The sequence below is a fragment of the Clostridium sp. Cult2 genome (assembly GCF_021655075.1).
Taxonomy (GTDB): domain Bacteria; phylum Bacillota; class Clostridia; order Tissierellales; family Tepidimicrobiaceae; genus Schnuerera.
On sequence record NZ_PPXX01000096.1, the window covers coordinates 115,113 to 129,516 of the forward strand.

The following is a 14,404-nucleotide window of genomic DNA, read 5'->3' on the forward strand; positions in this document are numbered from 1 at the left end:
TGTTGGTAAATTTGTAAGACTAATACAATGAAATAATAATAAATTATGGTATAATATATGTCCAATATATTAAAATTCACATTTAATGGGTTTTAATTATATTTAATTTATTAGAAAAGGGGGTAGGGAAATTGGCGAAATATAATAATAGTAAGGGGCTAAGATTGATTATTGTAATATTAATCTTAGTTTTTGCAGCAAGGAGTATATCAATTGCTGAAAGACATTGGGCAAAAGATGAAATTGAATATTTATTATCAAAAGGAATTGTTTCAGGTTATCCAGATGGGACATTTAAACCAGATAATCCTATTACTAGAGCAGAATTTGTAAAAATTATTAACAAAGTAATAGGAACTAAGGGGAAATCCGATGTACCCTTTAAGGACGTAAATGAAAAGAACTGGTTTTATGATGAGGTAGCTAAGGCAATTAAATGTGGATATGTAGAGGGATATGGGGATAATACTTTTAGACCTAATAAACCAATAACCCGTCAAGAAGCTGCAAAGATTATAGTTACTGCCTTTAGATTAGAAGGCATTAGTTTAAGTAATGACAGCAGTTTTATTGACCAAAACAAAATTGATAATTGGGCTCAGGAATACGTTACCATATTAAAAAACAGGGGTTATATATATGGATATGCAGATGGAACTTTTAGACCCAACAACCCAATTACTAGAGCAGAATCTGTTAAGATGATTACCAAAATAAGTGGGGAGATTATCAATGTTGCAGATGAATACTCTAAAGATGTGGCCAAAAATGTACTAGTTAATATTTCGGATGTAGTGTTAAAAGATATGCATATAAAAGGAGATTTGTATTTAGTAGAAGGTATTGGTGATGGAGATGTTATTTTAGATAATGTAATAGTTGAGGGGACAACTTACATTAGAGGTGGGGGAGCAGATAGTATATATATTAATAATTCACATTTAAATAATATAGTAATCAATAAAGTAGATGGATTAGTCCATGTTGTGTTGGACAATTCAAAATCATTATCAATTATTGTAAATATGAATACTAAGCTTACCATTAAGAAAGGTACATCCATAAAATTAATGAAGATTGCTGGAAAATCTAATATTAAAATAGAAAGAGGTTCGGAAATAGATAAAATAGAGATACAATCACTTGGTGTAGAAATAATCGTAGAAGGCAATATTAAATCAATAGTTGCTAATGAAGACTTTAGATTAAACAATCAACTAATAAAAAAGGGCACAGAATTGAGCATTAAAGATGGAAAAATTATAATACCTAAGGATTCTAAGGATGAAGAAGATAGGGATAAGGTAGAAGATGAGGAAGAAGAACCAATACCCATAGGTTATCAATTTAATGTAAAATTGGACAAAGATATATACGAAATAAATGAAGAAATAACTTTAACAGGTATAGTGTCTAGAAATAACATTGGATTAGCCAATATAGATATAACATTGAAACTAGGGGAAGAACCTATTATTGTTGAACAATTGAAAACAGATAAAAATGGGAAGTTTATTTATAAATTTAAACTTCCAGAAAGCACTAATCCAGGTGAATATGAGCTAATAGTTAAAGCTAACGAGCCAGTTAATATGTTCAGAAAATTAGATATAAAGTTAGTCGGAAAATATACGATTGAAGTGGAATTGGATAAAGAAAAATACACAATAGATGAAGCAATTACTGTATATGGAAAAGCATTTAAGGATGGGATAGGATTGCCTAATATTGATATAACTTTAAGATTGCAAGATGAGGACGGAGAAGAAACGATAACCGTTGGACAGTTGAAGACCGATAATACAGGGGGTTTCAATTATAGTTTTAAAGTACCTGAAGATACAGAATTAGGGAAATATAAACTGATATTAAAAGCAAACCAACCAGTAAATAAGTTCTTAGAACTTTGGATTGAGATAATTGAGAGGTAAAGGGGGTAGTGAGATTGAAAGATAGAGTTTTTAAAAGATTAAGTGGGTTTTTAGCATTGGTGATGATACTAAGCAGTATCTTTACACTGGGACTGCCTATGATGGTAGGGGCGGAGGAGCAGGAGTTTGTTGAGACTTTTGATAATTTGGCTTATAAGGGAACAAGTTATACATCAGATAGTTTTGTCGGTGTTAATGGTATTACATGGAATTATGAAGGTGGTAGAGGAGATTTAGCAGGATATGAAATAGATGGTAATGGCATGATGTTTAGAAAACCAGCAGATGGAGCTAAAATATATGCTAATATTGATGGTGGAATAAGTAGTTTTTCTGTAGACACTAAAAAAGCCTATACAGGAACGGGACGAAGAGAAATTGAATTATTGATAAATGATGAATCTAAAGGAACATTTAAATTAGACAATAATATTGATGGCGTTCAGAAGTTCGAAGTAAATGATATTAATATATCAGGCCAGTTTAAACTTGAAATAAGACATATTGGTGCAGCATCAGGTGCACAAGTAGTTATTGACAACATCACTTGGACATCCTATACTGGTCAACCATTCGAACCGATCCCAGTAACAGATATAGCCATAAAAGGTGCTAACGAAGTAGCGGTAGGCGGTAGCACACAATTAACCATAGACTACACCCCAACAAACACCACAGAAAAAGGCGTTACCTGGTCAAGTTCAGATGAAACCATAGCAACAGTAGATGAAAATGGCGTAGTCCAAGGGGTATCAGAGGGAACAGCTACAATCACGGCTACGTCAACACATAATACCGAATTAACTGCAACCCACGAAATAGAAGTAAAACCTCAAGTCATACAAACAATAGTCCAAGCAAGACAACTTAACATAGATGATTATGCCACAGTAAAAGGTATAGTAACTTTTATGGATTCAAATAAAAACTATTTCATCCAAGATGAAACAGCAGCCATAGATATATTTAAGAGTAGGGAAGATTTAGGATTAGAAATAGGAGACGAAGTCATAGTTACAGGAAGGATAGGTCAATATGGTGGATTACTAGAGATAATTCCGCAAGATTCTGTAGATGTATCTGTTGTAAGCAGTGATAATGAATTACCAGAACCAGAAGTAGTTACTTTCGCAGATATTAAAACTGATAATTATCAATGTCAAAGGGTCAAGGTAGAAAAAGTTTATTTAGGAGACATAAATACTGATGGAAATACTACTATAACTGATTTATCAGGTGATACTTTAGTTATATTTAGAATACCTACATTAACAGGTATTGGAAAGGGAAATTTAGTAGACATTATAGGTTTTGGTTCAGTTTACAATGAAACCTACCAATTACGGGTATATAGTGCTGAAGACATAACTAAAACTGAACTAGGGGCAGATACTGAAACGCCAGTAATAAAACACACTCCAATAACTGAAGCTAATATAAACCTAGACTTAGAAATAAAAGCCAATGTTACAGATGATAGAGAAGTAAAAGGAGTTAAACTATTCTATAGAACCAAAGGGGAAACTGAATACAGAGCAAAGGAAATGACTTTAATAAATGGAGAGTATGGAACGGTTATATTAAAATTAGAATTAGATATAGCAGGTTTAGAATACTATATATGGGCAACAGATGGAACTAATGAAACGACAGCTCCAGAAGACATAAATAATCCATATGCAGTAGAAATAAATGATGAAGATATATTACCACCAACAATTACAAATGTTGAACCAAAAGAAGGAGCTATACTTGAAGATACTAATACTAAACCAACTATAAAAGCAGAATATGAAGATCCATCTGGAATAGATACTACTTCTGTGCAAATCCTAGTGGATAATATAAATGTAACAGATAAGGCTAATATTACAGAAGAAAGTGTAACATATACTCTAGAAGAAGATTTAAAACTAGGAAACCATACAGTTACAGTCAAAGTAAAGGACACTAAAGGTAACGAAGCAAGTAAAACCTGGACATTTACCATAGGTAAAGTGGAATACGAGTTCCGCTTTGGACAACTACATTCCCATACCAATGTTTCAGATGGTACAGGCACACCAGATGATGCCTATACTTGGGCAAGGGATAGAGGTAAGGCGGATTTCTTTGCAGTAACCGACCACTCTAACTGGTTTGATAATGAATTGGATAATGAGGATATTACGGATATTAATCAATCTACAAGTACTAAATGGAAATTACTTCACGAAAAGGCTAATCACTATAATAAACCAGGTGAATATGTAGCATTAGCTGGATATGAGATGACTTGGTCTGGCTCTACTGGTGGATGGGGTCATATAAATACATTTAATACACCTTGGTTTGCATCTAGAACTAATAAAGATATGGATTTACAAGCTTATTATAATAAGATAGCACAATGGCCAGAATCTATAAACCAATTAAATCACCCAGGTAAGACCTTTGGGGATTTTGCAGACTTTGGATTCTACAGTGAAGAAACGGATAATGTAGTTCAATTAATTGAAGTAGGTAATGGAGAAGGACCAGTTAGAGGTAGTGGATATTTCCCAAGTTATGAGTACTATACTAGGGCTTTGGATAAAGGATGGCATTTGGCACCATCTAACAATCAAGATAACCATAAAGGCAATTGGATAACATCCAATGAGGCAAGGACGGTTATACTTTCTGAAGAACTTACTAAAGATAGCATATATGACAGCATAAGAGATATGAGGGTTTATGCTACTGAAAATAATAACATAGAAATCACATATAAGATAAATGGACAATTGATGGGCTCTAAACTTAGCAGTCCAGGTAAATTAGATGTTTCAATAAATATAAATGAAACAGACACAGATGACTTAGAGCAAAAGATTACAAAAGTAGAATTAATATCCAATGGTGGAATAGTATCAGCATCAAAAGAATTTGATGGTTATAATGTGGATTGGAATTTTGAATTAGACCCAATGTATGATTACTATTATGTAAAGGTAGTTCAAGCCAATGGTGATATTTCCGTCACATCTCCAATATGGGTAGGGGAAGTATTGCCAGTAGGTCTATCAGGATTAGATGTATCCTCCGATTATTTCGAATTCGGGAATACCGTGGATTTAATAGCCACTGTTTATAATAATGGAAGCAGTATCCTAAGTAATGCAAAGGTAGAATTTTATGTAGGTAGTATTTCAGCTAAAAACAAAATAGGTGAAGATACAGTAAATAATATTGGTCAAGGTGGAACTGCTAAAGCATCGATTAGCTGGACACCAGAAAAAGCTGGAGAGTATAATATATATGCTGTAGCAGCTATAGCAGGAGTAGAGAAAACATTTACTGCAAGTAAAAGGGTAGAAGTAGTACCAAAGGGCTCTGCTGTAAAGGTTATGGTGGACTATGCCCATAGTAATCATTATGTAAGTGGCGATTATGCTAATATGATTGAAAGTCTCAAAGAGATGTTAAAGAACAAGAAAATGATCATGGTAGAAAATCATGATACTATTACTGATAAAGTATTAGAAGATATAGATATATTAATCATAACATCACCTCAACCAAAGGATAAAGGTGAAGTTAAAAGGTCTAAGTTAAGCGATGAAGAAATAAACGTAGTGAAGAGATTTACAGATAGAGGAGGTTCTTTAATCCTTACATCTAGAGCTAATTATGGTGATGGCACAGGAGATTATCAAAATTCTATTCAAGGGAACAAGGTATTAAACGCTATTAGTTCTAATGTAATATTTAACTCAGACCAAGTAGTGGATGATAAGAAAAATGGAGGACAGCAATATAGGCTATATTTAGAAAATTATGTATCAGAAAAATATAATTTAACTTTAGGACTTGGTGAAGGGGACGAATATAGTTTCTATAGTGGATGTTCAGTACTCCTTAAAGATGGTGGAAATGATGAAAATGTAGATTTCCTAGTAAAAGGACATTCTACTACTAAGAACGAAAATGCAGGTAATACCCCTACTGGATTTATCCCTATAGAAGAAGGGAATGTCCATGTTTTAGCAGCAGAAATTTTGCCAAGTGGAGGAAAAGTAATAGTCTCTGGTTCAACCTTCTTCTCTGATTTTGAAATGTCAGCAGATAATATTTATTCCAATATTATAATAACTAGCAATATATTGGATTGGTTAAAACCTGAAAGGGAAGTTGAGGTTAAAACCATAAAAGAAGTAAGAGATGGAATGCCTGAAAACTTTGGTCAGGAATTTGCTATAGAAGGTAGAGTAACTGCTATGTCTGAAGCTTATGCAAAAGAACATAATATACCAAATGCTTTCTTTGAAGTAATTTATGTTCAAGATGAAACGGGTGGTATGACTATATTTGGAGTATCTCAAACTAAATTACCATTAGGAACAAAGGTAAGAGTAATAGGTATTGCAGGAGAATATGAAGGAGATTACCAATTACAGATTAAGAATGAAGCAGAAGATTTAATAGTATTAGATGATACAATAATAGAAGTAGAACCAATAGAGATGTCCACAGCTGATAGTATGAATAAAGAAAACGAGGGGTGGTTAGTCAAGGTACAAGGTAAAGTCACAGAAATAGATATTCAAGATAATAGCTTATATATAAAAGATGATACAGATGAAGAAGCTAGGGTATATGTTAATGGATATATTGGTGGAGACCCAGACTATGGATATGGACTAGGAAAATGGAATCCGAAGATTAAAGTTGGAGATATTGTATCAGCTATAGGGCTTGCATCTACTGACCCAGTGGGACCAAGGTTAAGAGTGAGGAATACATCTGAGATTGCTAGAATAAGTGATGAATATCCACTAGTTACAGGAACAGTAGAAAAAACTGAAGAAAATGGGAAGCTTATGGTAAAAATAAATGTAGAAAACATAACAGAAGAAACTATATATGGAGTTGTAATAATAAAACCAATTGATGATAATGGTAGGCCCTATAAAGTCGTATATCATGATGAAATATTAAATGCTGGAAGGAATATGATAGAGTTTACTTTAGATTTATCAAATTATTCTAAAGGGGTTAAAGATATTAAAGTTTATATATGGAATAACTTGAATAATATGAAGCCATTAGCAGATATTTAGAAGCATAAAAATAAATCCTAGTGTTTACACTAGGATTTATTTTTACTTTTTAGTAGATTAGAGGCTATAAGTGCGGTAATAGGTACTGTTAGGATTATACCTATGCTACCTGCCATACCTTGTATAACTTCAGAAACCAAAAAGTCTAAATTTATTATTTGTCTATAAGGCATACCATAGGCTACTATGAATAATATCATGTTTAGAGAAGAACCAGCAAAAGCTAAAATCAACGTGTTGGACATGGTACCCATAATGTCCCTTCCTATATTCATGCCGGATTTAAACAATTCACTTGAACTACTATTAGGGTTGGTTTTATCTAATTCAAATATGGAAGAAGCAATACTCATAGCCACGTCCATAATAGCACCTAAAGATGCTATTAAAATGGCAGAAAAGGTTAGCCCCTTTATTTTTACATTTCTATGTTCTGCTATATATATTAATCCTTCAGCTTCATTGGAGGTAAGACCAGAAATATGAGCTACGTTACTTGCAATGTATGAAATAGTTCCAGCAATAACAACTCCGATTATTGTTCCAAGAATAGCGGACATGGTTTTTTTATTAGGGGCATCTAATAATAGTAAAGTAATTATTGTAGTTATTGCTACAGTAATTATGGTTATAGGGATAGGTTCATATCCTTTAAATAGCATAGGAATCATGAAAAATATTATCATAATACCTGTGAATATTAATGATATGACTGCATTGAACCCCTTCCATCCTGAAAATATTACCAATAGAATAAAAAATGAGATTATAAGTACATATACTATTTTTTCTTTTTGATAATTATAAAGGGATATACTTTGAATGGTGTCATTCTCTTCATGGATACTGACGATAATTTTATCACCTATTTTCGTATGTACGTTGTAGAGTCTGCTCATAGGATTTCTAATATTGAAGCTTTCTCCTTTATATCTACCAGTTGTTATTGTAATTTTAATTTGCTGATAGCCTAAATACAAATCCTGAATTATTTGGTCTTCCTCAATTTTCTCTTCATTTATATCCTCCACTATAGCATGTTCAAAATTATATGGAGACAGATTCTGTTTTAGTAGGCTAGAACTAAGTATTATTATGATAGATAGCAGGATAACAGCACCTACTAATATTTTTGAAAAATACTTCTTCATATTACATCACCTCGCTAATGGTGTATATAGATAATATTCTACTTAATTTTCAAAAAACCTTTATTTAACCTTAAAAATTCTTGGTATTACCAAGGTAAAAAACACCAAATTAATATTTTCTATTGAAATATTTTTTATCTATGTTAGAATATTAACGTATATAAAAATATATAATAAGTGGATGAAGATATGCTGGAAATATCTAAATTTTAGATAACCGAAGGAGCAAAAAATAAGGGATGTACTCCTCTTATTTTGAAACTCTCAGGTTGGGGACAGCATTCGGACACTCCCCTGGAGAGACCCTTTAAGGGCATCGAAGAAGCAATCTATACAATGTGTATAGGGAAACTTTCAGATTAAAGGACAGGGTGGTAGAGTAGCAGTAATTTTTTGTTGTGCTATTGTACCTCCATGTCTTTTTGTTTTTTGCAAATGTAATTATTTAGCAATAAACAAGGACAAAGTTTAATATACTATGGAGGGATTAGATGTTTACAATTTTAAAAGGAATGGGGTTATTGTTTATAACTCTTCTATTATTCTCAGTATTTAGTTTGAAAGCTCCTAAAGGAGACAAAGCTATGTCAGGTCTTGCAGGAGCAGCAATTGCAAGTTTTTTAGTGGAAGCTATTCACAAATATATAAGTGGCGATTTCCTTAAAATTGCCTTTCTTGGTGAAGTTGGAGCTTCTTCTGGTAATCTGGCAGGAACAGCTGCTGCTTCTTTAGTACCAATATTTATGGGGGCTAATCCAATATTTGGGTTAGTAGCAGGAGTAGCATTATCAGGTATAGGAATATTACCAGGATTTATTGCAGGATATGTTGTTGGGTTGATTTCTCCAATAATTGAAAAGAAATTACCAGAAGGACTAAATGTAGTTGCTGGTGCATTACTTATAGCACCATTATCAAGGTTTATTGCAGTAGCAGTAACACCTGTAGTAGATGTTACATTATTAAGTGTTGGTCAAGCTGTAACAGCTGCAGCAAACCAATCACCACTTGTTATGGGCTTTTTATTAGGAGGTATGATGAAAGTAATATGTACTTCACCTCTTAGTTCCATGTCTATGACTGCCATGTTAGGGCTTCAAGGTCTTGCTATGGGAATATCCTCTATTGCAAGTTTTGGTGGAGCCTTTACAAATGGAATTGTATTCAAGAGGATGGGTCTTGGTGATAAGAGTAATGTTATAGGAGTTATGCTTGAACCTTTAACTCAAGCCCATATAATAACTAAAAATCCAGTTCCCATATTTTTCTCAGACTTCATAGGTGGAGGATTAGCTGGAATAGTAGCAGCTAAGTTTGGAATTATCAATAATGCCCCTGGAACAGCAGCGCCTATTCCTGGGTTTCTAGCACCTTTTGGGTTTAATCCACCATTAAAGGTAGTAATAGTACTAGTTTTGGCTGTTATATGCGGTGTTATAGGTGGTTATGTGGGTACTGAAATAATAAATATAGTGGATAAAAAATATAATTTAAAAATATTTAATAAATCTTATAAAAAACATAAACCAGTTACAAACAAATAGGGTCTTTTTAATTTACTAAATGAAAATAAAATCTATGCTAAATATAATAGAAACCTTTCAATCAGTATTAAGAGATGATATAATCGATAAATAAGAAAGCATAATGGAGGAAGCTCTAAAGAATTAATCTTAGAAATGGGGTTATATGTATGATTTTAGGAATAGTTGGAGGCATGGGGCCTTTAGCAACTTGCGAATTATTCAGAAGGATTATTGAATTAACTGATGCAGAAAAAGACCAAGAGCATATGCATATTATTATCGACAATAATACAAAGATTCCCGATAGAACAGAACATATATTAGGAAGAGGAGAAGACCCTAGGATAGAATTAACAAGGTCAGTTATTAAATTGGAAACCATGGGGGTAGATTATATAGCTATACCTTGTAATACCGCCCATTATTTTTACAATGATATTGTAAAATATACAAAGGTAAAAATACTCAATATGATAAATGAAACGGTAAACTTTCTAAAAGAAAACAATTCAAAGGATAAAGATTATCTACTTTTATCAACAGAAGGAACCTATAAAACAGGAATATATGAAAAATATTTTAATTCCTCTGGATTAAATATATTAATACCTAATGATGAAGATAAAAAGACTATCATGAAATGGATATATGGAGTAAAATCTTCAGATTTTAATGTAAGTTTAGAGGATGTGGAATCCCTTATAGATAAATATACAGGGAATAAAGATATACCTATTATAATAGGCTGTACTGAACTATCAGTTTTAGTTGAAAAAATAGGATTAACTAAAAAATATTTTGACCCCATGACTATATTAGCAAAACGTTGTGTTGAGTTGGAATAGACATAGGATATATTCTATGTCTATTTCTATGTCTATTATTGTTGAAATCTTAGGTATTATAGGATAATTGTATTTGATGGTTTTTTTTATTGAATTTTGAAAAAAAGTCGTATATAATATAAATACCATCAATGTTAGGCAATTGAAATTGGGGGGTGAGATTATTAAACTATATATCAATACACTCGGTGATTTTGATTTAAAAATTGAAAATGAATCAATACTTAAAGAATCCAGTAGATCCTATAGATTATATAAACTTTTTCAATATTTCATTACCTTTAGAAATAAAAAACTATTACCCGACACCATAATAGACAACTTATGGGATAATCATGAATCACAGGACCCTAAAAATATGCTACGTGCGCAAATATTTAGGTTAAGGCAGATGATTAAAAACATATTACCAGAGGAATTAGATGAATCCAAGTATTTGAACATTAGTTTTAATAATGGTTACTACTCCCTTGAAATAGGTGAATTAACCACCATAGATATTGATGAATTTGAAGCTTTGATTTTAATCGGAGATACTAAAAGGCAATATAATATAAACCAAGCGATAGAAGCTTACTCAAAAGCTCTAAATCTTTATAAAGGTACATATCTAGAAGAAAATGCCTACGAGGTATGGCTTGTACCAGTTAGAAACTATTATCGTAGATTATATCTTAAAACACTATTTAAGCTTATAGAAATTTTTAAAGAAAAAGAAGAATATAGCATAATCGTTGAATTATGCGAAAAGGGGATAGCTATTGAGCCCTATGAAGAATCAATTCATATATATTTAATGGAAGCAATGCTAAAGTTAGGACAAATAAAAAACGCTATTAGTTATTATAACTATATATCTGCAATATTAGAGAAACAAATGGGAACCAAGTCTTCCCCAGCCATGAGAGATATCAACAGGAAAATACAAAACTATTTTATTGATAAAGGCGAAACTGATATTTTTACTATTAAGAAGAAACTAGAAGAAGGAACAAATGATAGGTCATTATTGTGTGATTTTGATTATTTTAAATTTCTATATAATATCCAAGAAAGAAAAAGAGCAAAAAAAGATGAACCAGATTTTATTAGCCTTATTACTCTAAGTTGTGATAATTGCAAACAAGAAGAAATAAATAACTGGATGAAAATAATGACAGAAGCATTAGAAGGGACCTTAAGAAAAGGTGATGCATTTACTTTTTGGAATGACACCCAAATTCTTATAATTTTTGATGACGCTAAAGAAGATGGTTTAGAATCCATAGAGTCAAGAATAAGAAAAACCATAAAAAGAATCACTAAAGATACTGAATATATTATGAGCATCAAATTCATCCCCATAGTTCCAGATAATAACTTTACCATAAAAAGCCCAATCTAGGGCTTTTTTTGTTTGAAAAAATAATCAAAATATAACTCAAATATAATCAATATATAACTTATATGAACGATTATTCAAATTCTATAATGATATGTTTAAAATATAAAAGCAACTGTAAAAAGCACAGGGGTGATACTATGGAATACCCTTCAAAAAATGATTTCTTTCTAAGGTTTAAAGCTCTTTTTAATGAAAAGGGTCAATTTGTTGATTATATATTGATAAATGTTAGTGATAATTTTAAGGAGACAGTTAATATAAAGCCTGAGCTTTTAATAGGGCGAAGAGTCTCTGAAATTATATTAGAAAATGAAAATATAATATTTGGAATAAAAGATTTTTACTATCATATGATACCAAAGACTAGAAGAAAATTCGAAAATCATATTAAAGAACTAGATAGATGGTATTTAATAAACATTTTTAGCGATGATAAGGATTACCTTACACTATTCTATTCAGATATTACCAAGATAAAATCAGTAACGAAGAAGTTTTAAGAGAAATAGAAAATAATTCTGGAAGACAATTTGATCTTCATTTATCAAAGTTTTATATCGAACTAATGAAGAAGAAAACTAATACAGTAGTAGTGCAGGAATATATTAACTAATATGTATAACACTACCTTAATTGGACATATTATATGCACGGGCAAACCTACCGAAAGATAGGGACGCAAAGCTATGAATCTAAAGCTAATTTATCATTCTTAAAACCAATTCACTACTAAGTTGTCATTCTTAGATAGAAAGAATAGACGTGACTTCCTGGTTTTAAGTTTTAAAGGATAAATAAGCTATGGTCGTCAAGCTGCTATGCAATTAATATTGCAGCTTGATTTTTTATTGTTTTGAAGGGGGGATTTTATGGGGGTGGGTAATAATTACTCAAAAAAATTGAATATAGAAAATGGAGGTGTAAAAGATGAAGGGCAAGTTTAAAAGACCAATTGCGTTTCTAATAGTGCTTATCATGATTTTAAGTGCTAATATAGGAGCATTTGCTGAAATGTTAGAGGTTGAAACGCAAGATGTTGAGGTGGTAAGTCCAGGCGATACTACTACTCCAGAGAACGGTGGAGACAATGAATCAAATGCTTCTCTGGAGGGAGGAGATGGATTCGTAGAAACAGAAAATGAGACTTTACCTGAAACATATGAATATAAAATAAACTACCTTTATGAAGACCAAGATGGATTGATAAAACATGTAACAGGGATAGAAGAAAATCCCATTGTAGGCTATGCACCTGTTGGAACATTAGCACTACCAGACCATCCAGTAGTTGAAGGATTTACCGTATTGGAAAACCAGCCTACTGAGATAAATGTGACAGAAGATGGATTGGCTGAGGTGGATGTGTATTATGAGGAAACAGAGATTTCTGAAGAACCTGAAACTTACCAATATAAAGTGAATTATTTAATTGAAGAAACGGATGAACTTGTACCTGGTATAGAAAACAATCCTTTTATAGGCAATGCACCAGCTGGACTAATAAATCTATCAGAACACCCATATGTTGATGGATATGTTTTGTTGGGAAGTCAGCCTACAGAAATAAATGTGACAGAAGATGGATTGGCTGAGGTGGATGTATATTACGAGGAAGAAATGACATTTAGAACCACTGCTGATGGTGATTTAGTATACAAAACTGATTCAGGCGTATATAGTTTAAAAACAACTTCCACTAATGATCAAACAATGGCAAAACTTGCTTGGATGAATGGAGAAAAACTATATATAGCTTTTGTAGTCAGAAGTGATAAGCCATTAATTGCTATATCATACAATGGCACTGAATTCACAGATAAAACAAAACCCACTTTTGATAGCTTAGAAGATGAGCAGGCTTTAAATCAAGATGCTAAACTAATTGTTAATGGTTCAAGAGGTGGAGAATATGAAGTAATGGATGTTGTTGAAAAAAAGGATCTAAAAGATAACCATGTATGGTATGTTATCAACTTAGGGAATCAAACTCTAACATCAACGTTTATTTTAGGTTTTAAAACCCCTGCAGTAGGCTTCGATGCTTGGGGAAATGAAGCTTTAGAAATAACTGTTGAGTATTATGTTTATTATGATGCTAACGGAGGAAGTGGAAGTCTTTCCGATGATAATAATCCATATGAAGCAGGAGCTACAGTAACAGTTTTGGAAAACACATTTACAAAAGCTGGATATCATTTTACAGGATGGAATACAAAATTAGATGGAACAGGGGCATCATATCCAGCAGGAGAAACATTCAGTATGCCAGAGTATAATGTAACCTTGTATGCTCAATGGAGTAGAAATACAGGAGCAGACCTTCAAATTACTGACTACACCGGAGTATATGATGGGAAATCGCATAGCATAGAAGTATCAAACCTAGAAGATGAAGACACAGTATACTACAAAGTTGACGATGGTGATTGGAGTACAACAAATCCAGGATACACCGATGTAGGAGAATATACAGTTAATGTAAAGGT

Annotated in this window: 8 protein-coding genes and 3 riboswitches; of the genes, 7 read left to right on the forward strand and 1 reads right to left on the reverse strand. The window is 32.2% G+C overall.

The genetic code is table 11. The features are described 5' to 3' along the window. The first annotated feature begins 131 nt into the window (after nt 1–131). Nucleotides 132–1,931, forward strand: coding sequence for an S-layer homology domain-containing protein (locus C3E90_RS10300; RefSeq protein ID WP_236915580.1), 1,800 nt, complete (start codon nt 132–134; stop codon nt 1,929–1,931). A gap of 14 nt (nt 1,932–1,945) precedes the next feature. Continuing rightward, on the forward strand, nt 1,946–7,012 hold the full coding sequence (locus C3E90_RS10305) for a CehA/McbA family metallohydrolase (protein ID WP_236915582.1): 5,067 nt from the start codon (nt 1,946–1,948) through the stop codon (nt 7,010–7,012). 29 nt (nt 7,013–7,041) lie between these two features. Here the strand turns inward: C3E90_RS10305 and C3E90_RS10310 are convergent, their stop codons facing one another. Beyond that, on the reverse strand, nt 7,042–8,163 hold the full coding sequence (locus C3E90_RS10310; protein WP_236915583.1) for a YibE/F family protein: 1,122 nt from the start codon (nt 8,161–8,163) through the stop codon (nt 7,042–7,044). A gap of 182 nt (nt 8,164–8,345) precedes the next feature. Then, nucleotides 8,346–8,452: riboswitch (glycine riboswitch) on the forward strand. Then, nucleotides 8,453–8,543: riboswitch (glycine riboswitch) on the forward strand. It begins immediately after the preceding riboswitch. A 111-nt stretch (nt 8,544–8,654) separates the two neighbouring features. Here C3E90_RS10310 and C3E90_RS10315 point away from each other — a divergent pair. The 5 genes from C3E90_RS10315 to C3E90_RS10335 all read left to right on the forward strand — a co-directional run. Then, nucleotides 8,655–9,707: a PTS sugar transporter subunit IIC gene (locus C3E90_RS10315; RefSeq protein WP_236915585.1), complete on the forward strand. Its 1,053-nt coding sequence runs from the start codon at nt 8,655–8,657 to the stop codon at nt 9,705–9,707. A 149-nt stretch (nt 9,708–9,856) separates the two neighbouring features. Beyond that, nucleotides 9,857–10,534 carry an aspartate/glutamate racemase family protein gene (locus tag C3E90_RS10320; protein ID WP_236915586.1) on the forward strand — a complete coding sequence of 226 codons (678 nt, stop codon included), beginning with the start codon at nt 9,857–9,859 and terminating at the stop codon, nt 10,532–10,534. Nucleotides 10,535–10,676: 142 nt separating this feature from the next. Further along, nucleotides 10,677–11,918, forward strand: coding sequence for a bacterial transcriptional activator domain-containing protein (locus tag C3E90_RS10325; protein WP_236915587.1), 1,242 nt, complete (start codon nt 10,677–10,679; stop codon nt 11,916–11,918). Nucleotides 11,919–12,055: 137 nt separating this feature from the next. Further along, nucleotides 12,056–12,418 (forward strand): hypothetical protein, encoded by a 363-nt coding sequence (locus C3E90_RS10330; RefSeq protein WP_236915588.1) that lies wholly within the window; start codon nt 12,056–12,058, stop codon nt 12,416–12,418. A 143-nt stretch (nt 12,419–12,561) separates the two neighbouring features. Next, nucleotides 12,562–12,735: riboswitch (cyclic di-GMP riboswitch) on the forward strand. Between the two features lie 110 nt (nt 12,736–12,845). Further along, a partial coding sequence (locus tag C3E90_RS10335) for an InlB B-repeat-containing protein (protein WP_236915589.1) occupies nt 12,846–14,404 on the forward strand: 1,559 nt, incomplete at its 3' end.